Here is a 21203-nt window from a genome sequence, read left to right as displayed (position 1 = left end):
ACAGGGGCCACGAGCATACCACCGGCCCGTCAACCGTTCGCCGGATGACCGCCCGCCCCGGCAGCGCACCTGGCGGCGTTAGAATTGCGTTCTTCCTTTGCATCACGTCCGTGCCCATGTCGCAGCGCCAGTGGGTGGCCGCCGCCATCCAGAAGATCGAAGCCGATTTCAATCGTTCGGCCGACACCCATCTGATCCCGATGGACCTGCCGGGTTATCCGGGCATCGACCTGTACTTCAAGGACGAGTCCAGCCACCCCACCGGCAGCCTCAAGCACCGGCTGGCGCGCTCGCTGTTCCTGTACGCGCTCACCAACGGCTGGCTGCGTGCCGGGCGCCCGGTAATCGAGGCATCGAGCGGCTCCACCGCCATTTCCGAAGCGTATTTCGCGCGCCTGCTGGGCGTGCCCTTCATCGCCGTGATGCCGGCGTCGACCTCGCCTGAGAAGATCGCCGCGATCGAATTCCAGGGCGGCCGCTGCCATCTGGTGGAGCGCGCCTGCGACCTGGACAGCGCCTCTCATGCGCTTGCGCGCGAGACCGGTGGGCACTTCATGGACCAGTTCACCTATGCCGAGCGCGCCACCGACTGGCGCGCCAACAACAACATCGCCGAATCGATCTTCAAGCAGCTGTCCGAAGAGCCGCACCCGATTCCGGACTGGATCGTCTGCAGCCCCGGCACCGGCGGCACCAGCGCCACGTTGGGTCGCTATGTGCGCTACCGCCGGCATGCCACCCGCATCCTGTGCGCAGACCCGGAAGTGTCGGTGTTCTTCGACGGCTACTGCCGTGCGGTGGACGGGCAGTGCCCCAAGGAGCTGGCCATCACCGGCGGTTCGCGCATCGAAGGCATCGGCCGGCCGCGGGTGGAATCGAGCTTCATCGCCAGCTGCGTGGACGTGATGATCAAGGTGCCCGATGCGCTGAGCCTGGCGGCCATGCGCCATGTCAGCGCCACCCTGGGCCGGCGCGTCGGCGGCTCCACCGGCACCAACTTCGTCGGCGTGCTGCAGGCGGCGCAGCGGATGCGCGAGGAGGGCCGGCAGGGCTCCATCGTCACCATCCTGTGCGATGCCGGCGAGCGCTACGCGCACAGCTATTACGACCCGGCCTGGTACGTGGCGCGCGAAATCGATGTCAGCGGCAGCGATGCCGCCATTGCGCTGGCCGTGAACGGCGGCGATCTGCCGGCCTTGCCTTGTGCCGCGCTGGAATGACCGCCATATCCACCACGCAGTGACACGTAACGTGTCGGTGCGTGTCACCAGACAACGTCGTCATTCCTGATCCAGTCCCCGCCGGAGCGCCCCATGACCAACCCGCTGCTCGACCTGTCCGGACTGCCGTCCTTCGATGCGATCCGCCCCGAACACGTGGGCCCGGCGATCGACCACTTGCTCGCCGATGCCGAAGCGGCAGTGAAAGCGGCCGAGCAGGTCAGCCCGGTGAGCTGGGACAGCTTCGTGACCCCGCTGGACGATGCCACCGAGCGGCTGTGGCGCGCCTGGGGCCAGGTCGGCCACCTGCAGGCGGTGATGAACACCCCGGAGTTGCGCGAGGCCTACAACAGCAACCTGCCCAAGGTGAGCCGCTTCGGCAGTGCGCTGGGCCAGAACCTGGCGCTGTATGCGCAGTACAAGGTGTTGGCGCAGTCGCCGGAGGCGGCGTCCTACGACGAGGCACGTCGCAAGGTGCTGGACAACGCGCTGCGTGATTTCCGCCTGGGCGGTGCCGAACTCGATGATGACGCCAAGGCGCGTTTTGCGCAGATCCAGGAAGAACTGTCGGCACTGGCAGCGAAGTTCTCGCAGAACGTGCTCGACGCCACCGATGCCTGGTCGCACGTGACCGAGGACGAAACGCAGCTCTCCGGCCTGCCGGCCGAAGTGATCGCCGCCGCGCGCATTGCCGCAGAAAAGGACGGCGTGGCGGGCTGGAAGTTCACCTTGCAGATGCCGTGCTATCTGCCGGTGCAGAGCGACGCCGACAGCCGCGAACTGCGCGCGCTGCTGTATCGCGCCAACGCCGAGCGCGCTTCCGAATTCGGCGATGCCGCGCTGGACAACAGCGCCAATATCGACCGCATTCTTGCGCTGCGTGCGGAACTGGCGCAGCTGCTCGGCTTTGCCAGTTACGCCGACTATTCGGTGGCCACCAAGATGGCGCAGAGCCCGGACGAGGTGATGGGCTTCCTGCGCGATCTGGCCGTGCGCGCCAAGCCCTATGCGCAGCGCGACCGCGCCGAGCTTGAAGCCTTCGCACGCGAAGAATTGGGATTGGACGAACTGCAGGCCTGGGATCTGGCCTACGTCAGCGAAAAACTCAAGCAGGCGCGTTACAGCTTTTCCGAGCAGGAAGTGAAGCAGTACTTCACCGAGCCGAAGGTGCTGGCTGGTCTGTTCGATGTGATCCACAGTCTCTACGGCTTGCGCGTCACGCAGGACAGCGCGCCGGTGTGGCACCCGGATGTGCGGTTCTACCGGCTGGAGGATGCGCAAGGTGCGCTGGTCGGCCAGTTCTATCTGGATCTGTATGCACGCGAGGGCAAGCGCGGTGGCGCGTGGATGGACGACTGCCGCAATCGCCGCGAAACGGCCAACGGCGTGCAGACGCCATTGGTGTACCTGGTGTGCAACTTCGGCCGCGGCGGCGGCGACGCACCGGCCACCTTCCGCCATGGCGAAGTCACCACGCTGTTCCATGAAATGGGCCACGGCCTGCATCAGCTGCTGACCCGGATCGGCGAGCTGGGCGTGGCCGGCATCAACGGCGTGGAATGGGATGCGGTGGAGTTGCCGAGCCAGTTCATGGAGAACTTCTGCTGGGAATGGGAGCGCGTGCAGGCGATGACCGCGCATGTGCAGACCGGCGAGCCGCTGCCGCGCAACCTGTTCGACCGCCTGCTGGCTGCGCGCAATTTCCAGAGCGGCATGTTCACCGTGCGCCAGCTGGAATTCGCCTTGTTCGACATGCAGCTGCACAGCAGCTTCGACCCGGCGCAGGACAGCGTGCTGCAGTTGATCGAGCGCGTGCGCGACGAAGTGGCGGTCAATCGGCCACCGGCGTGGAATCGCTTCCCGCACCAGTTCAGCCACATTTTTGCCGGCGGTTATGCGGCCGGTTACTACAGCTACAAATGGGCCGAAGTGCTCAGCGCCGATGCCTATGCCGCGTTCGAGGAAGCACCCGAGCAGGTAGCCGAGACCGGCGCCCGTTTCCGCCACGAGGTGTTGTCGCGTGGCGGCAGCCGCAGCGCGGCCGACAACTTCCGCGCCTTCCGTGGCCGCGCGCCCCGGATCGACGCGTTGCTGCGGCATAACGGCATGGCTGGCTGAACCGGGAGTGGGGAATCGGGATCGGGGAGTGGCAAGAGCGATCTCCCGGCACACCGATTCCCCATTCCCCATTTCGCGCGGCGTCCAGCGCCGCGTACTTACACCCGGCCGAACACCAGCGTGCCGTTGGTGCCGCCAAAGCCGAAGCTGTTGGACATCACCGTATTCAAGCTGGCGTCCTGGGTTTGCCGCAGGATCGGGAAACCTTCCGCGCGCGGGTCCAGTTCTTCGATATGCGCCGAGCCGGCCATGAACCCATCGCGCAACATCAGCAGGCTGAAGATCGCCTCGTGCACGCTGGCCGAGCCCAGCGAATGGCCGGACAACGCCTTGGTCGAAGACAGCGGCGGCACGTTGTCGCCAAACACCTCGCGCACCGCGCCCAGTTCGGTGACATCGCCCAGCGGTGTCGAGGTGCCGTGCGTGTTGAGGTAATCGATGGGGCGATCCAGCCCCTGCATGGCCATATGCATGCAACGTACCGCGCCCTCGCCGCTGGGGGCTACCATGTCCGCGCCATCGGACGTCACGCCGTAGCCCAGCAATTCGGCATGGATGCGTGCGCCGCGCGCGATGGCGTGGTCGTAGTCTTCCAGCACCAGCATGCCGCCGCCGCTGCTGATGACGAAGCCGTCGCGCTGCGCGTCGTACGGGCGCGATGCCACCGCCGGGCGATCGTTGAAGCCGGTGGACAGCGCACCCATCGCATCGAACATCACGCTCATGGTCCAGTGCAGTTCTTCGCCGGCGCCGGCGAACATCACGTCCTGCGCGCCATGGCGGATCAGATCCGCTGCCGCACCGATGCAATGCGCCGAGGTCGCACACGCGGCCGACAACGAATAGCTCAGCCCACGGATCTTGAACGCGGTGGCCAGCGATGCAGAGACCGCCGAACTCATCGTGCGCGGCACCATGTACGGTCCCACCTTGCGCACGCCACGGTGGCGCAGCAGATCGGCGGTTTCCACCTGCCACTGGCTGGAGCCGCTGCCGGAGCCGGCAATCACGCCGGTACGCAGATCGCTGACCTGCTCGGCGCTCAGGCCCGCATCGGTGATCGCATCGCGCATGGCCAGGTATGCATAGGCCGCGCCATCGCCCATGAAGCGCTTGAGCTTGCGGTCGATCAACGCGTCCAGGTCCAGCGCCACCGCGCCGCCCACCTGGCTGCGCAGGCCGGCTTCGGCGTGATCGGGCAGTGCGGTGATGCCGGAGCGGCTTTCGCGCAGTGCAGTGGAGACGGTGTCCAGATCATTGCCCAGACACGAATTGATGCCCATTCCGGTAACGACAACACGGCGCATCAGAAGCTCTCCGTTGAAGTGAACATGCCCACGCGCAGATCCTTGGCGGTATAGATCTCACGCCCGTCCACGAGCATGCGTGCATCGGTCTGCGCCATCACCAGCTTGCGGTTGATCACGCGGTTGACATCGATCTCGTAGCTCACCAGGGTGGCGCTAGGCAGCACCTGTCCGGTGAACTTGACCTCCCCACAGCCCAGGGCACGGCCGCGGCCGGGCGCGCCGATCCATGTCAGGAAAAAGCCGGTGAGCTGCCACATCGCATCCAGGCCCAGGCAACCGGGCATCACCGGGTCACCGATGAAGTGGCAGCCGAAGAACCACAGGTCCGGGCGGATATCCAGTTCGGCGCGAATCACGCCCTTGCCATGTGCGCCGCCGGTGTCGCTGATCTCGGTGATGCGGTCGAACATCAGCATCGGATCGTTCGGCAGCCTGCCGCTGTCGGGCCCAAACAATTCTCCACGCGCGCTGGCCAGCAATTGGTCGCGCGAGTACGCACTTTGACGAGTCATGACGAACGTGTCCTGCAAGGAGCGAGAGGCAAGGTCGGCAAGGGTGCATGAGCCTGCGCGGTTCAATCAAACGTTTTATCCGTACGCATGCGTGCTGTTTTCAGCCGCTTGCGCCGTGCAGCACGGCCGGACTGCACGTGAAACGGCGGCATGCCGACATGCCGTCTCTGGGGAGCTGGCGAGTCCGCATGGTTGGCTCTGCAGCTGTGCCTTTCAGGCGTGATCGCTGGTGTTCGATGGCCGGTCGCGCCCGTTTGCCGCTTGCATCGCGCGTGATCGCCGCTCAAGGCATGAGACGGCGCTGGCTTATCATGGATGCAGACCTGCAACAGAGAAACCAGCTTGATGCGCAAGATCGTGCACGTGGACATGGATGCGTTCTACGCATCCGTGGAGCAACGTGACGACCCGAGCCTGCGCGGCAAGCCGGTGGTGGTGGCCTGGCGCGGTGCGCGCTCGGTGGTGTGCGCGGCCTCTTACGAAGCGCGCACCTTCGGCATCCGCTCGGCAATGCCGGCCCTGCGCGCCGAGCGCCTGTGTCCGGATGCGGTGTTCGTGCCACCGGATTTTGCCCGCTACAAAGCGGTGTCGCGGCAGGTGCGCGAGATCTTCCATCGGCATACCGACCTTGTGGAGCCGCTGTCGCTGGACGAGGCCTATCTGGATGTCACCCAGGCCAAGACCGGCATGCAGCTGGCTACCGAAATCGCGCAGCTGATCCGCACCCAGATCCGTGAAGAAACCCAGCTCACCGCATCGGCCGGCATCGCGCCGAACAAGTTCCTGGCCAAGATCGCCTCGGACTGGCGCAAACCCGATGGCCAGTTCGTGATTGCGCCCAGCCGCGTGGACGCGTTCCTGCTGCCGCTCAAGGTCAATCGCATTCCCGGCGTGGGCAAGGTGATGGATGGCAAGCTGGCGGCACTGGGCATCGTCACCGTGGCCGATCTACGCCTGCGCCCGCTGGAAGAATTGCAGGCGCATTTCGGCAGCTTCGGGCAGAGCCTGTATCGCCGCGCGCGGGGCATCGACGAGCGCCCGGTGGAGCCGGACCAGGAAGTGCAATCGGTCTCTTCGGAAGACACCTTCAGCGAAGATCTTGCGCTTGATGCGCTGGACCCGCACATCCTGCGCCTGGCCGAAAAAACCTGGCTGGCCACGCGCCGCACCGAACGCATTGGCCGGACGGTGGTGCTGAAATTGAAGACCTCCAATTTTCGTATCTTGACGCGCTCCCACACGCCCGAGCAGCCACCGGCCTCGTTCGAGGCGTTGGCGCAGATTGCGCTGGCGCTGACCCGGCGCGTGGAGTTGCCTGCCGATACGCGTTACCGCCTGGTCGGTGTCGGGCTGAGCGGTTTCAGCGATGTGGAAGAGGGCGCGGTGCAGGGGCAGTTGTTCGGCGAGGTCTCGCAGGCGCCGTGAGCGCGTGCCTGCCGGCGTTGCCGCGCGCGTCGACGGGTAAAACGGCTGCGCTCGCGCGGTGACGCGGCCTGAATCCCGCACTGCGTACACTGCCACGTTCCCCGCACGAGGCCGTCCGAATGTTTGCGTATCCGCTGGTGATTTTCGATCTGGACGGCACCCTCGTGGACAGCGCGCCCAATATCGCCGAAGCCCTCAATGACACCTTGCAGGAGTTGGGGCTGGAGCAGTTCAGCGAATCCACCATCCGCGGCTGGATCGGCGAAGGGGTGCAGGTGCTGCTGGCCGCCGCACTGCGCGAAGCCGGCAGCACGGACGATGCGGCCACGGTCATGCCGGTGATGATGCGCCATTACGAAGCATGCCTGCTGCACGACCCGCAGCTTTATCCGGGTGTAGCGCAGGCATTGCACGGCCTGCGCGATGCCGGGGCGACGCTGGCGCTATGCACCAACAAGCCATCGCGATTCATCGCACCGCTGCTGGAGCATCTGGGCATCGCCGCGTCCTTCAGCAGCGTGCTTGGTGGCGATTCGTTGCCGCAGCGCAAGCCCGACCCGACGCCGCTGCTGCACCTGGCCACGCAGTTCCGGTACACGCCACAGCAATGCCTGATGGTCGGCGATTCGGGCACCGACGCGGCAGCGGCGAATGCCGCCAACATGCCGCTGGCCATGGTGCGTTACGGTTATCTGCGCGGCTTCGACGTGCAGGGCTCCGGTGCGGTGGCCATTGTCGATGACATGCGGGAACTGCTGGCGTTGACGTAGTCTGCTCGGCGGGACCAGCGCAGGAACAGGCATCGCCCGCCACGTCGTGCAGCGACGACCATCGCCGGAGCTGGCGGCGTAGGTCGCCCTGGGTGATGGTCTTTCGCGTGATCGCCGCCCCGGCCAGCTGCCAGGTGCCGCCACTGCGATCCACGCGCGTCATCGGTGGTGGATGAGCTGCGCCACGCTGCGCAGCCCGTACACGGCCACGCCCGCATGGCGTTTCGTTTTGAGAATGAATCGCATCTGTGTAGAATGCGCGGCCAGGCTTGACTGCATCGGCGCGCCCGCGCGTCGTTACGCCTGTTGACGCATTACCCCCACCGTATCACCTCAAGCCGTCGCCAGAGGTCTATCTCCTGTCGAGAGGTTTGAGAATGTCCGCATCACGCCGGTCATGGATGTCTGCGTCTGCATGTCGTCCTGTGTTGTCCCACCGTCAGCTGGTCCAGGCTATTGCGCTCTGCTGTGGCAGCGGCATTTGCAGCGCATCGGCTGAAGACGTTGCCGCTGAGCCGCGGTCGCTGGACACCGTGCACGTCACCGCCGCGCAGATTGCACGCCAGGCCTTGGGGTCATCCGTGATCACCGCCGAAGACATCGAACGGCGGCCACCGGTCAACGATCTGTCGCAGTTGCTGCGCACCATGCCGGGCGTCAACCTCACCGGCAACAGCGCCTCCGGCCAGTACGGCAACAACCGCCAGATCGATCTGCGCGGCATGGGCCCGGAAAACACGCTGATTCTGGTCGATGGCAAACCGGTGGGATCGCGCGATGCGGTGCGCATGGGCCGCAGCGGCGAGCGTAATACGCGCGGCGACACCAACTGGGTGCCGGCCGAAGCGGTGGAGCGCATCGAAGTGCTGCGTGGCCCGGCCGCGGCACGGTATGGCTCCGGTGCCTCCGGCGGCGTGGTCAACATCATCACCAAGAAGCCGACCGGCGATCTGAGCGGCTCGATGAGCATGTTCGGCCTGGTGCCGCAGCACAGTGCCGAAGGCGGCGGCCAGCGTGCCGGCTTCCAGCTCAGCGGACCGCTGACCGATACCTTCTCCTTCCGCCTGTATGGAAACATCAACAAGACCGATCCGGATTCGCTGGAGCTCAATCGCCGCTTCGCGAGCAGTGCTGCGGCAGTGCCGCCGGCCGGGCGCGAGGGCGTGCGTAACAAGGACATCAATGGCCTGCTTCGCTGGGATCCGAGCGAAGGCCAGGTGATCGAACTCGACGCCGGCCTCAGCCGCCAGGGCAATCTGTATGCCGGCGATCGCGCGGTCAGCGCCGATGGCCTGGCCGGTGCCGATCTGGGCGCACTGTTCGGCAGCGAAACCAACACCATGCTCCGCCGCACCGCCTCGCTGACCCATCGCGGCACCTGGGCGCTCGGCACCTCCCGCCTCACCGCCGCGTACGAAGGCACCGACAATACCCGCCTCAACGAAGGCCTGGCCGGCGGGCCGGAAGGCTCCATTGCCGCGGGCCTGCTGGACTCCACCGCCACGCTCGACAATCTCAATATCGATGGCGAATTCAACCTGCCGCTGCAGGCCTGGGCCGAGCAGGTGCTGACGTTCGGCTTCGAGCGCCGCCAGAGGCGCCTCAGCGATGCGTATTCGATGTCGCAGACGGTGAGTGCCGGCGGTGGTTTCCCCGGCCTTCCCAACGGGACGCGCAGCCCGCGCAGCGAGGCCACGCTCAGCGCGGTGTATCTGGAAGACAACATCTACGCCAGCGAGCGGCTGACGCTGACGCCGGGTGTGCGGCTGGATCACCACAGCCAGTTCGGCAACAACCTCAGCCCCAGCCTCAACGTGCAGTACAAGCTCAGCGAAGACTGGTTGCTCAAGGGCGGCATCGCGCGCGCCTTCAAGGCGCCAAACCTGTATCAGTCCAACGCCAATTATCTGTATTACACGCGTGGCAATGGCTGTCCGGTGCTGTTCCCCAATCTTGGCTCGGGCTGCTATATCCAGGGCAACGACGATCTCGATCCGGAGACCAGCATCAACAAGGAAGTCGGTATCGAGTGGGCCCCACAGACCGGTCACCATGCCTCACTGACGTACTTCCATAATGCCTACGACGACAAGATCGTCGCCGGGATGGTGCCGGTCGGCGTCACGGTCGACAGACGCGGGCAGGTGTTCCAGTGGACCAATGCATCGGAAGCGATCGTGCAAGGGGTGGAAGGCAATCTCACCCTGCCGCTGCTGGGCGAGCAGGGCCGCGTGTTGAAGTGGAATACCAATGTCACCTACATGATCGAGAACAAGAACACCGCAACTGATCAGCCGCTATCGGTGATCCCGGAATACACGGTCAACACCACGCTCGATTGGCAACCGACCCAGGCCTTGTCGTTGCTGCTTACCGGCACCTTCTACGGCAAGCAGGAGTCGGCCACGCAATCGAGCACCAGCGGCGGCGCCATCGCCCCCGACGCGCGCGACCCCTACGATCTATGGGGCGTCAGTGCACGTTACCGCATTACCCGTAAGGTCAGCGTGGGCATCGGTGTGGACAATCTGTTCGACACCCGCCTGTTCCGCGAAGGCACCAATAACACCGGCGGTGCAGCGGGTGCAGCCACCTACAACGAGCCCGGTCGCGCGTATTGGGCGAGCCTGAGTTTTGGTTTCTAACAGCAATTTAGCACCGCGCGCGAACGTGGGCGCAGGACAAGGAGAGCATGCAGTGACGCGACATGATTCCTGGCGGCCTGCGTGTGCCGGTGTGCTGATGTGGATCGTCGGCACGGTGCCGGCATTCGCACAGCCGGACCTGAGCCGCACGATCGGCAGCACAGTTGCCGATCGTCCCAGTGCCTCGTATGTCTTCAGCGCATTGCGCCTGGATTCGGCCGATGGCCAACGCCACTACCGCGTGCGCATTGCCACCCCCAAAGCGGCGCCGCCGGCCGCGGGATATCCGGTGGTGTATCTGCTGGATGGCAATGCGGCATTGATGGAACTGGATGAACGCCTGCTCGACAGCCTGTCCACCCACGGCGATGCGCCGGTGCTGGTGTTCATCGCCGACGACAGCGCGTTGCGCATCGATGCGGTGGGGCGCAGCCTGGATTACACGCCTGCGCGCTACGGCGACGGGCGGGTGGAAACCGATCCGCTGAATCCGCAGCGCAGGACCGGCGGTGCGGCAGCATTCACGCAGCTGATCGCAACACGCATTCGCCCACAGGTGCAAGCGCGTGTGGCGGTGGATCGTCAGCGGCAGACCCTGTGGGGCCATTCGTATGGCGGGCTGTTCGTGCTGCAGGTGTTGCTGACGCAGCCGCAGTTGTTCCAGCACTACGTCGCGGTCGATCCATCGCTGTGGTGGGGCGATGGGCTTGTCGTGCAGCAGGCACAGCGTGTGGTCGCCCATGCACGGGAGGGTTCGGCAGGCACGCAGCCATCCAGGCGTCGGCTGACGCTGATGGCAGGTGAGGGCGCATCACCAGCGAACAATGCAAAACCGGATCGTCCGGTGCGGCCGCGTGCAGATCCACAGGCCGCACAGCGCCTCGTCGCGTTGCTGTCGTCGTTACCTGGCCTCACCGCCGACTATCAACCGCTGCCAGGCCTCAGCCATGGCCAGACGTTAGGCGCATCGCTCGCGCCAACGTTGCAGGATGTAGCGACGCATCGATGACCTTCCATCAAGCAGGCGTTCGAGGATAACCCGCTCGACAAGCACGCTGCTGCGGATCGCAGTGTTGGCGCCCACGCATGCTGCGGTGACACCTCGGCGTAGGCACTTAATCCTCGCGCGTTTCGCTCAGGTCCGCAGTATCTGCGCCTGCTTCGCCCATGTCGCCATGCGCGTCGTGATTGTCGGCACGCGCGTAATGCACGGTTTCCACCGGTCCGCAAACCGCACGGCCGCGCACTGGCAACAGCGCGCTGGCCGCTTCGTATTCGGCCAGCAGGGCGTGGCGGCGCGCTTCCGGCACGTCCTGCCAATGGCAATCGGACAGCGCGCCTTCCAGCGAATACAGCAGATTGAGGCTGGGCTTGAAGCCGGCACGGCGTACTTTCACGAATGCGCCCACCGCACCGACGGCTTGCAGGTCCTGCTGCGTGCGCAGCCCGACCTGGCGCAGCCACGCCGCGCTCTTGGGGCCGATGTTGCGCAGCCGTTCGGTGGTCACGTCAGCGCGTCCACAAAGACCTGAGCGATCGCTTCCAGGCCGCGCTGGTCGTCCGCATCGAAGCGGTCCAGCTCCGGGCTGTCCAGATCCAACACGCCGATCAACGCATCGCCCCTGACCAGCGGAATCACCAGTTCCGAGCGCGATGCCGAGTCGCAGGCGATATGCCCGGGAAACGCATCCACGTCGGCAATGCGCTGGCTCTGCCGGGTGCTGGCGGCCGCGCCGCACACGCCCTTGTCCAGCGGAATGCGTACGCATGCCGGCAGACCCTGGAACGGACCCACCACCAGTTCGCGGCCGTCGTAGAAATAAAATCCCGCCCAGTTGAGCGAGGGCAGGGAGTTGAAGATCAGCGCGGCCAGATTGGCGGCATTGGCGATCCGGTCCGGCTCGCCGTGCACCAGGGCCTGGGCCTGGGCGGTGAGCTGGGCATATTGTTCCGGCTTGCTGCCGGTCAGCGAGGAGGTGGCGAACATGGCCGAAGTTTAGCAGCGGCGCTCTGTGGCGGCATGGCGCGCCAGCGCAGGGCGGCGCTGGTGGCGCTTGCCCGCATGGCAGCCGTGCGACTTGGCGTTTCGCGGCGCCGCCCGCCGCCCGGCACCCGTGGCCGGTGCGACGCCGCAACGACTGCTTGCCGGCTCAGCGTCGAGTACGGATGCGCACGCTATGCTGCGCGCCCTCACGGCAATGGCGGCGCGGCCGCAGGACCTGACCGATGCAGCATCCGGCGTTTTATGTCACCGGCACCGATACCGGAATCGGCAAGACCATGGGCAGCACCGCGTTGCTGCATGCCTTACGGGCGCGAGGGCGCACGGCGGTGGGCATGAAGCCGGTGGCCAGCGGGTGCGAGCGCACCGCGCAGGGCTGGCGCAACGAAGACGCGCTGGCCCTGCAGGCCGCCAGCGACCCGCAGCCGGACTACGCCACCCTTAACCCCTACGCCTTGCCCGCACCGCTGGCACCAGAACTGGCGGCAGCCGATGTCGGCGTGACGCTGTCGCTGGACCCGATCACCCAGGCCTTTGCACAATTGCGCACGCAGGCCGACGTCGTGGTGGTGGAAGGCGTCGGTGGCTGGGCCGCGCCGCTGAGCGCCGATCTGGATCAGGCCGATCTGGTGCGCGCGCTGCAGCTGCCGGTGGTGCTGGTGGTCGGCGTACGGCTGGGCTGCATCAATCATGCGCGCCTGACCGCCGCCGCCATCGCCGCCGACGGCCTGGACTGCATCGGCTGGATCGCCAACGAGGTGGATCCGCAGATGGAACGCACCGAAGACAACATCCGCATGCTGCACGCGCGTCTGGCGATGCCGTGCTGGGGACGGATTCCGTGGCGGCCGGGTGCCGATGCCGCCAGCCAGGCGCAGGGGCTGCAATTGCCGGCTTAGGTCAGACCCGGCAAGTACGCGAGCCTGCTGGCTCGCAGCGTGGTCGGCGTCTGGTTGGTCCGCGCCCAGCGCGCGTGTGGTGGCCAACCAGGGAGTGCACCGCGCTCCACTCGCGTGGGGCACTGCGCGCCGTCACTCCGTTTCTGTACGGACGCCGTTTGCATGGTCGTTGCGGCCAATGCGCGCTCCGGCAGCGTCTCCGAGTCATCCCTGCGCAGCGAAACCCAGCGATCGGACAATAAAAAAGCCCGGCAGAGGGAGGGATCTGTCGGGCCGGATTGCACGGGGGGAGGGACCCATGCAAAGACGCTGAATTTATTGGCGGTTACTTGCGCCGGGTCTTGCCTGCTGCGCCGGCCTGATCGCTGCCGGTGTCGAACTGCTGCTTGGCAAATTGCCCAAGCTCGCTGGACATCTTCAACCCCATTCCCACCACTTCCTGATTGACCGAAGCCAGACGTTCCAGGTTGTCGCGGGCCAGTTGCAGTCCTTTCGGCCAGAGCGTCTGGTAGGCGCCCAAGTCGCGTGCCTGCGCAAACTCACCGAAGAAGCTGGTGGTTGCGTTGACGTTCTGTTCCAGCGTGTCCAAGGCCAACTGGTTGGCACGTGCTGCAGCAGAAGCAAACTGACTGGTGAAGCTGTTTTCGAACTGCGCCGACATTGCAAACCCCTTGGGGAAGCGTGTGACCGTTTGTTGCGTTGCAGCATACGCCGATATTGTTGCGATGCAACACGTTTGCTGAAGATTTGCAAAATTTCTGCAGAAGTCCTTCCGTATCAACGGGTTGGAAAGGTCTGAAACGACAAAAGCCGCCCAGCGGGCGGCTTCAAGACAAGAAAATGCGCGGCGCGGTCAGCCGCGGTAGCGGCAGCCGGACGTGCAGGTCTCATGCACCACGATCTCGCTCAGCTGCGGCAGCGCCGGCTTGAGCTGCTGCCAGATCCAGATCGCCAGCCGCTCGCTGGTGGGGTTTTCCAGCCCTTCGATGTCGTTGAGGTAATGGTGGTCCAGGCGGTCGTAGATCGGCTGGAAGGCGGCCTTGATGTCGCCGAAGTCCATGATCCAGCCGGTCTCGGCACCGGGTTCGCCGCTGACGTGCAGTTCGACCCGAAACGAATGCCCGTGCAGGCGGGCGCATTTGTGCCCAGGCGGCACGTTGGGAAGACGGTGCGCGGCCTCGAGCGTAAAGACTTTGAAGATATCCATGCGCGGCATTGTAAGTGCGCCGGGCCGTCTGCAGCCGACGGCCAGCGCAACGCGCAGCGATATGGCCGCGTCACGGTGCCAATCGGTGATCGCCTGGTTGCATTCCCCGACATGCAGCGCAGCGCCGAGGTTCGATGCGCTGGCCAGCGTGCCCGTGTGTCTGTGTGCGTCACCGCAGCGCATATCCGTACGCAGATATGTAATTTTTGTTAGTAAAACGCACATGGCTCACTGCACAGCCCCCTGTTCATGGATGCCGTGCGTGAAGCGCCCTACGCCTTACCTGCTGTCTCTTGCCGTGTTGTCGGCGCTGATTCCCCTTGCACACGCCGACGAGGCGCCACCGGAAACGGGCAAGACCCTGGCCACCGTCAGCGTCACCGGCTCCAACATCAAGCGCAGCGACAGCGAAGGCCCGAACCCCGTGCAGGTGATCGACCGCCAGCAACTGGAGCAGTCCGGCAAGGTCACCGTGGCCGACGCGCTGCGTTCGATCTCGGCCAACACCGGCAACGCCACCAACGAGACCACCAATAACGGCTGGGCTTCCGGCTCGGCGGGCATCGGCCTGCGCGGGCTGTCGCAGAAGAACACCCTGGTGCTGCTCAACGGCCGCCGGCTGGCCAACTACGGCTTTCCTGCCAACGGCCTGGGCGACACCTTCGTCAATCTCAATGCGCTGCCGCTGGTGGCGGTGGAGCGTATCGAAGTGCTCAAGGACGGCGCCTCCGCCGTATACGGTTCCGATGCGGTCGCTGGCGTGGTCAACATCATCACCCGCCAGGATTTCCAGGGCGCCGAACTGGGCGTGAGCGGCGGCACCTCCGATCAGGGCGGCATGGACACCCAGCGCGCCAAGCTCATCGGCGGCATCGGCGACCTGGACAGCGACGGCTACAACATCCTTTTCAGCTTCGACGCCTACAACCGCGACCGGCTCGATCAGGACCAACGCGCGCTGACCCGTTCGGGCATCTATACCGATCTACCGGGTGGGCGCTGGAACGGCTGGTCGGCCAAGGGCGCCCGCTATCTGATCGGTGGCCGCTCGGTGCCGCTGCTGGATGCGCAAGGCAATTGCCCCACCGGCACCGTGCTCACCGCCAGCGCGCCCATCGACGGGCTGGCCGGCGACACCTGCGGCTTCAACCAGGCCCCGTTCACCACGCTGATTCCCTCGACCAAGCGCTATCAGGCCTACACCAACGCCACCTTCCGGCTCAGCGACACCGTCGAAGCGTTCGGCGAGGCGCTCTACAGCGAGATCAAGGGCGTGTCGATCTTCGGCTCCAGCCCGTACTTCACCCTGGAAGGCGGCCGCTTTGCATTGAACGCCAGCACCGGGCTGGCCGAGCCGGTGTCCAACCTGCTGCCGGCCTCCAGCCCGTACAACCCGTATGGGGTGGCAGTGCCGATCGAATACACCTTTTTTAACCTGGGCCAGACGGTCAAGACCAATCGCTCGCAGTCCTACCGATTTCTTGGCGGCGTGCGCGGCAAGACCGAGCGCTGGGACTGGGAAGCGGCCGCGTTCACCGCGCGCAGCACCGAGCACGAAACCGTCTCGGGTGGCTTCGCCAATCGCTTCACCCTGGCGCAGGCACTGGCCGATGGCAGCTACAACCTGCGCAACCCATCGGCCACGCCGCAAGCGGTGATCGACGGCATCAACCTCAGCACCTTGCGTCCGGCGCAATCCACCTTGCGTGGTGTCGATGCCAAGGTCTCCGGCAATCTGTTCGCGTTGCCGGCCGGTAGCGTCGGGTTCGCCGCCGGAGCGGAGTGGCGGCAGGAGGAGCTGGTCTCGCGTAATCCTGTGCAGATCGACCAGGGCCTGCAGATCCGCCCGGCGATCGCCGCGGTGGATGGCGAGCGCAAGGTCTCGGCGCTGTATGCCGAAGTCAACGTGCCGCTACTGCAATCGCTGGAACTGCAGCTGGCCGGGCGTGGCGATCATTACAGCGATTTCGGCAATGCGTTTTCGCCCAAGGCCAGCCTGCGCTGGCAGCCGCTGGACGCGGTGCTGGTGCGCGCGGCGGCCTCGCGCGGGTTTCGTGCACCGTCGTTGTCGGAGAATGCGGCCAGCACCAATATTTCTTACGGCTCGGTGGTCGATCCGTTCGATCCGGACGTGCCCGGCTCGCGCCAGAACCCCACCTTTTTCACTGTCGGCAACACCGACCTCGACCCCGAACGCACGCGCAGCTACAACCTGGGCGTGGTGCTGTCGCCGTGGGCCGACACCAGCCTGAGCGTGGACTGGTACAAGATCGAACTGGACAACCTGGTCGGCACCGGCAACAACGCCACCATCGTGCAGAACAACGACCCGGCCGATGTGATCCGCAATGAACGCGGCACCCTGGTGGCGGTGTACAACCGCTATCAAAACCTCAGCGAGCTGACGACCTCCGGGATCGATGTCGAATTGCGCCAGCGCTGGCGTACCGAAGCGGCCGGCAACTTCGGCCTCAACACCGCCTACACGCATGTACGCGATTACCGCCGCCCCACCGTGGTCGGTGGCCCACTGCAGGATTACGCCGGGAGCAATCTCGGCCCATCGTTGCCGCGCAACAAGGCCACCACCACGCTGGACTGGAACCTGGGCACGATCAGTGCTGCGCTGACCTGGTACTACACCGGCGGCTACGACCAGAAGGCCAGTGCGGCGGCCAGTGCGGTGCAGTCGCGCGTGGGCGACTACAACCAGTTCGATCTGTATCTGGGTTACACCGGCATCGACAAGCTCACCCTGTACGCCAAGATCGAGAACCTGGCCGACAAGCAGCCGCCGGTGGATGCCTCGTTCCCGGGCATTCGCGCGCCTTACGATTTCACCCAGTACGACCTGCGCGGGCGCTATTTCACGGTTGGACTGGATTACCGGTTCTGACCCGCGCAGTGCAGCGCCGATGCGCGCGGTGGTGGTTTGCCGTCAAACCGCCGTCGCGCCATCGCCTGTTGGTTGCGCGTGCCTGGCCATGCGATGGTGGCCCTGGCTGCCATCGCCTCGAACGATTCCACTCGCTCTTCGCCCTGAACACTCTCAAGGACGCACGATGACCTCTTCGCAGCATGCCTGGCTGATCGCCTTGGCCTTGGCCGCACCTTCGCTGACCGCACAACCCGCCGCAGATCCTGCAGCGCCACCGGCCGCGCTGCCCGGGTACGATGCCGCTGCCGCTCAGGCGCAACGCGCGCTGGAAGCGCGTTTCGATAGCGGCTTGAAGGACGCCGATTATCGTGGCTGGTTGAAGCAGTGGTCGTCGGCGCCCAACCACGTCGGCGCCCCGCACAACCTGGAAAACGCCCGCGATCTGCAAACGCGCCTGCGTGCCTACGGCTGGGATGCGCGCATCGAAACCTTCGAGGTGTTGTGGCCCTCGCCCAAGACCTCGCAGCTGGAATTGCTGGGCTCCACGCCGTATGTGGCGCGCCTCAAAGAGCCGCCGCTGGCGGGCGACAGCACCTCCGCCCAGACCGAAAACGTGTTGCCACCGTATGTGATCTACGGCGGCAATGGCGATGTCACCGGCGACCTGGTCTACGTCAATTACGGCATCGCCGAAGACTACGAAGCACTGGCGCGCAACGGCGTGGATGTGCGCGGCAAGATCGTGATCGCGCGCTACGGCAAGGGCTGGCGCGGGCTCAAGCCGCGGCTGGCGCAGGAGCATGGTGCCATCGGCGCGATCATATATTCCGACCCGCGTGACGACGGTTATTTCCAGGATCAGGCCTATCCGGATGGCCCGGCGCGCAATCAGTGGAGCGTGCAACGCGGCTCGGTCGCCAACTTCGCCATCTATCCGGGCGATCCGCTGACCCCGGGCGTAGGCGCAAGCAAGGGCGCGAAGCGGCTGAAGATCGAACAGGCCGGCAGCGTGTTGAAGATCCCGACTTTGCCGATCAGTTGGGGCGACGCACAACCGTTGCTGGCTGCCCTCGGTGGACCGGTGGCACCGGAAGACTGGCGTGGCGCCCTGCCCATCACCTACCGCATCGGTGGCGACAACACCGCGCGCGTCCATCTCAAGGTCGATGCGGAGTGGGGCAGCAAGACCATCTACAACGTGATCGCCACCCTGCGCGGCAGCGAGTATCCCGACCAGTGGGTCGTGCGCGGCAATCACCGCGACGGCTGGGTGTTCGGCGCGGCCGATCCGCTCTCGGGCACCACCGCCTTGCTGGCCGAAGCCAAGGCGATCGGCGAGCTGGCCAAACAGGGCCAGCGCCCCAAGCGCACGCTGGTGTATGCCAGCTGGGATGGCGAAGAAGCCGGGCTGCTCGGCTCCACCGAATGGGCCGAGCAGCACGCCGACGAGCTGCGTCGCAAGGCGGTGCTGTACGTCAACACCGACGGCAACGGGCGCGGCTTTCTCAATGCCGGTGGCAGCCATGCGCTGCAGCGGCTGGTCAATGGCGTGGCGGCAGACGTGCGCGACCCCGACAGCGGCGTGAGCGTGCTCGAACGGCAACGCGCGCGTGCACGCATCGATGCGTTGGCGCCCACCGCCAAGCCGGCGCAAAAAGAGATTGCCAAGCAGGTGGCCGCCGGTGGCGACATCCCGCTCAAGGCGCTCGGTTCCGGCAGCGACTACAGCCCGTTCCTGCAGCATCTGGGGTTGGCGACACTGGATCTGGGCTATGGCGGGCAGGGTGGCGGCAGTGGCGTCTACCACTCGTTGTACGACTCCTACGACTACTTCGCGCGCTATATCGATCCGGATTTCAGCTATCTGCCGCTGCTGTCGCAAACGGTGGGCCGCACCGTGTTGCGCGTGGCCAATGCTCCGGTGTTGCCGCAACGTTTCGGCGACTTCGCCGATGCGGTGGCCGGCTATGCACAGGAGCTCAAGCAGCAGGCCGATAGCGACCGCGCCGCCGCGCGTACGCAGGCCGAGCTGTTGCAGGCCGGGGCCTACGCGGCGGTCGATAACCCCAACCGTCCGCAGCGTGCTCCCGAGCCCAAGGCGGCGGTGCCGCCGATCGATTTCGCCGCCTTGGATCAGGCGATCACGCGGCTGCAGACCAGCGCCAAGCGCTACGACGCTGCACTGGCCGCGCGTGGCGGCAACCTGGAGGCGAACGTGCGCGGCAAGCTCAATGCCTCGCTGCAACGCATCGATCAAACGCTGCTGGTCGCGGGCGGTTTGCCGGGGCGGCCGTGGTACCGCAACCTGATCTACGCACCGGGCCTGGCCACCGGCTACGAGGTCAAGACCTTGCCGGGTATCCGCGAAGCGCTGGAAGACCGGCGCTGGGACGATCTGCGCAACTACATCGTGCAGACCGCGGCGGTGCTGGATCGGTATCGCGAGTCCATCGATCGCAATACCACGTTGATCGAGGGCTAGCGGAGCGCTGCACGGCAAGACTGGCAGCACGCTAGCTCAGCGATGCCGCCGCAGCCGCCAGTCTTGCCTGATGCCTGATGCTTGTTGCGCGCAACCGGTTCGCTACAGCGCATCCTCTGCACCGCGCACAAAAAAGCCGCCCGGAAAGGGCGGCTTTTTCAGTTCAACGCGAACCTAAGCGCCGGTCGCACCGGCGCGCAGGAATCAGCGCGTGCCGCTCGGACGCTGGCCGCCACGGCCACCATCGCGACGGCCGGCGCCCGCACCGGCGTTGGCCTGACGCGGCCCGCTGCTGCGTTGGCCACCCGGCTTCTTCGGGCCGGCATGCGCGTGCGCCTGACGCGGCGCATCGCCATGCGGACGACGCGCGTGGCTCTTGCGCGGTGCGCGGTCGCCGCCCGGCTGCTCGGCGCGGCCCGGCGCGCTGTTACCCCAGCGGATCGGGGTCTGCGGCTCGTAGCCCGGCACGTCGCGGATTTCCACGTCGCGGCCCAGCATGCGCACGATCTGGCGCAGCAGCTTGGCTTCGTCCTGCGCCACCAGCGAGATCGCCTCGCCGGTGGAACCGTTACGGCCGGTGCGCCCGATGCGGTGCACGTAGTCTTCGGCCACCATCGGCAGGTCGTAGTTGATGACCTTCGGCAGCTGATCGATATCGATACCGCGCGCGGCGATGTCGGTGGCCACCAGCACGGTGACGCGGCCGGCCTTGAAGTCGCTCAGTGCGCGCATGCGCTGGCCCTGGCTCTTGTTGCCGTGGATCGCCGCGGTCTTGATGCCGGACTTCTCGAGGAACAGCGCCAGCTTGTCGCTGCCATGCTTGGTGCGCGCGAACACCAGGGTCTGCTCGCGGCTGTCCTGCGCCAGCAGGTGCAGCAGCAGATCGCGCTTGCGCGCGCCATCGACCGGGTGCACGCGGTGGGTGATGCTCTCGGCCACGGTATTGCTCGGGGTGACCTGGATCTGCATCGGGTTGCGCATGAACTCCAGCGCCAGCTGCTTGATGTTCTCTTCGAAGGTGGCCGAGAACAGCAGGGTCTGGCGGTTCTGGCGCGGCAGCTTGGTCAGGATGCGCTTGATCGACGGCAAAAAGCCCATGTCGAGCATGCGGTCGGCTTCGTCCAGGATCAGCACTTCGATGCCGGACAGGTCCACGCTGCGACGCTCGATATGGTCGATCAGGCGGCCCGGGCAGGCGATCAGCAGGTCCACGCCACGGCGCAGCGCATCGAGCTGGTTGCCCATGCCCACGCCGCCGTAGATCACCGCGCTGGGAATGCGCAGGTACTTGCTATAGCCGCGCAGGCTGTCATGCACCTGGGTGGCCAGCTCGCGGGTGGGGGTCAGGATCAGCGCGCGCGGCTTGCGCGGGCCGTTGACCGGCTGCGGCGAGGTGCCCAGGTGCTGCAGCAGCGGCAGGCCGAACGCGGCGGTCTTGCCAGTGCCGGTCTGTGCGCCGGCCAGCAGGTCGTGGCCTTCCAGCACCAGCGGGATCGCCTGCTGCTGGATCGGGGTAGGGGTTTCATAGCCCTGCTCGGCCAACGCGCGTAGCAGGAAGGGCGCAAGGCCCAGGGATTCAAAAGACATCAGGAAGCTCCAAGTAAAGCGTCGCCGCCAAGCCAAGCCCGGAGCGCAAACGCATTGCAGATGCAAGAAGGTGAGGCTCGGAGCGTTCCCGTGAACCGCGCTGCGAGATGGTGGATCAACCCGATCAAGAAGCGATGGGTTTGTCGGC

16 protein-coding genes are annotated in these 21203 nt (G+C 65.8%); 9 read left to right on the top strand and 7 right to left on the bottom strand.

Going from position 1 to position 21203, the window contains the following annotated elements:
- The first annotated feature begins 116 nt into the window (after positions 1-116).
- A complete protein-coding gene (locus ACCQ10_RS17435) occupies positions 117-1220 on the top strand; it encodes a PLP-dependent cysteine synthase family protein (RefSeq protein WP_039403655.1) in 1104 nt (367 codons plus the stop codon).
- Positions 1221-1313: 93 nt separating this feature from the next.
- Positions 1314-3338: a M3 family metallopeptidase gene (locus ACCQ10_RS17430; protein WP_372361409.1), complete on the top strand. Its 2025-nt coding sequence runs from the start codon at positions 1314-1316 to the stop codon at positions 3336-3338.
- Between the two features lie 98 nt (positions 3339-3436).
- On the opposite strand, the gene fabB is transcribed toward ACCQ10_RS17430, so the two are convergent.
- Positions 3437-4645: a beta-ketoacyl-ACP synthase I gene (fabB, locus tag ACCQ10_RS17425; RefSeq protein ID WP_372361408.1), complete on the bottom strand. Its 1209-nt coding sequence runs from the start codon at positions 4643-4645 to the stop codon at positions 3437-3439.
- On the bottom strand, positions 4645-5160 hold the full coding sequence (fabA, locus tag ACCQ10_RS17420; protein WP_372361407.1) for a 3-hydroxyacyl-[acyl-carrier-protein] dehydratase FabA: 516 nt from the start codon (positions 5158-5160) through the stop codon (positions 4645-4647). Before fabA ends, fabB begins: the two co-directional genes overlap by 1 nt.
- Positions 5161-5505: 345 nt before the next feature.
- Here fabA and dinB point away from each other — a divergent pair, with 345 nt between their 5' ends.
- From dinB to ACCQ10_RS17400, 4 genes are all read left to right on the top strand, one after another.
- The gene (gene dinB / locus ACCQ10_RS17415; protein WP_184555935.1) at positions 5506-6585 is read left to right on the top strand and encodes a DNA polymerase IV; all 1080 of its coding nucleotides are present in this window, start codon (positions 5506-5508) and stop codon (positions 6583-6585) included.
- A 119-nt stretch (positions 6586-6704) separates the two neighbouring features.
- Positions 6705-7355: a phosphoglycolate phosphatase gene (gene gph, locus ACCQ10_RS17410; protein WP_184438263.1), complete on the top strand. Its 651-nt coding sequence runs from the start codon at positions 6705-6707 to the stop codon at positions 7353-7355.
- Positions 7356-7783: 428 nt separating this feature from the next.
- Complete coding sequence (locus ACCQ10_RS17405; RefSeq protein ID WP_506191967.1) at positions 7784-10000, top strand: TonB-dependent siderophore receptor; 2217 nt, start codon at positions 7784-7786, stop codon at positions 9998-10000.
- 97 nt (positions 10001-10097) lie between these two features.
- Complete coding sequence (locus ACCQ10_RS17400; RefSeq protein WP_372363162.1) at positions 10098-11009, top strand: alpha/beta hydrolase; 912 nt, start codon at positions 10098-10100, stop codon at positions 11007-11009.
- Between the two features lie 106 nt (positions 11010-11115).
- On the opposite strand, the gene ACCQ10_RS17395 is transcribed toward ACCQ10_RS17400, so the two are convergent.
- Together ACCQ10_RS17395 and msrC are read right to left on the bottom strand one after the other, a co-directional pair.
- The gene (locus ACCQ10_RS17395; protein WP_372361405.1) at positions 11116-11508 is read right to left on the bottom strand and encodes a TfoX/Sxy family protein; all 393 of its coding nucleotides are present in this window, start codon (positions 11506-11508) and stop codon (positions 11116-11118) included.
- Positions 11505-11987, bottom strand: coding sequence for a free L-methionine (R)-S-oxide reductase MsrC (gene msrC / locus ACCQ10_RS17390; RefSeq protein WP_184375394.1), 483 nt, complete (start codon positions 11985-11987; stop codon positions 11505-11507). The genes ACCQ10_RS17395 and msrC overlap by 4 nt, the downstream gene beginning before the upstream one ends.
- Positions 11988-12226: 239 nt before the next feature.
- Between msrC and bioD the strand changes: the two genes are divergently transcribed.
- Positions 12227-12901 (top strand): dethiobiotin synthase, encoded by a 675-nt coding sequence (gene bioD, locus ACCQ10_RS17385; protein ID WP_372361404.1) that lies wholly within the window; start codon positions 12227-12229, stop codon positions 12899-12901.
- A gap of 325 nt (positions 12902-13226) precedes the next feature.
- Here bioD and ACCQ10_RS17380 read toward each other — a convergent pair whose 3' ends face one another.
- Together ACCQ10_RS17380 and queD are read right to left on the bottom strand one after the other, a co-directional pair.
- Positions 13227-13562: a phasin family protein gene (locus ACCQ10_RS17380; protein WP_104581755.1), complete on the bottom strand. Its 336-nt coding sequence runs from the start codon at positions 13560-13562 to the stop codon at positions 13227-13229.
- Between the two features lie 192 nt (positions 13563-13754).
- Positions 13755-14108 (bottom strand): 6-carboxytetrahydropterin synthase QueD, encoded by a 354-nt coding sequence (gene queD / locus ACCQ10_RS17375; RefSeq protein ID WP_008576903.1) that lies wholly within the window; start codon positions 14106-14108, stop codon positions 13755-13757.
- A 262-nt stretch (positions 14109-14370) separates the two neighbouring features.
- On the opposite strand from queD, the gene ACCQ10_RS17370 reads away from it, so the two are divergent.
- Both ACCQ10_RS17370 and ACCQ10_RS17365 read left to right on the top strand, forming a co-directional pair.
- Complete coding sequence (locus ACCQ10_RS17370) at positions 14371-17004, top strand: TonB-dependent receptor plug domain-containing protein (RefSeq protein ID WP_372361403.1); 2634 nt, start codon at positions 14371-14373, stop codon at positions 17002-17004.
- A 166-nt stretch (positions 17005-17170) separates the two neighbouring features.
- A complete protein-coding gene (locus ACCQ10_RS17365) occupies positions 17171-19468 on the top strand; it encodes a transferrin receptor-like dimerization domain-containing protein (protein WP_372361402.1) in 2298 nt (765 codons plus the stop codon).
- Between the two features lie 204 nt (positions 19469-19672).
- Here ACCQ10_RS17365 and ACCQ10_RS17360 read toward each other — a convergent pair whose 3' ends face one another.
- Positions 19673-21055, bottom strand: coding sequence for a DEAD/DEAH box helicase (locus tag ACCQ10_RS17360; protein WP_039403615.1), 1383 nt, complete (start codon positions 21053-21055; stop codon positions 19673-19675).
- Positions 21056-21203: the final 148 nt, after the last annotated feature.

Origin of the sequence: Xanthomonas sp. NCPPB 1325 (assembly GCF_041477645.2) — a bacterium.
Lineage (GTDB): Bacteria > Pseudomonadota > Gammaproteobacteria > Xanthomonadales > Xanthomonadaceae > Xanthomonas > Xanthomonas cannabis.
This window is presented reverse-complemented; position numbering and strand designations above follow the sequence as displayed.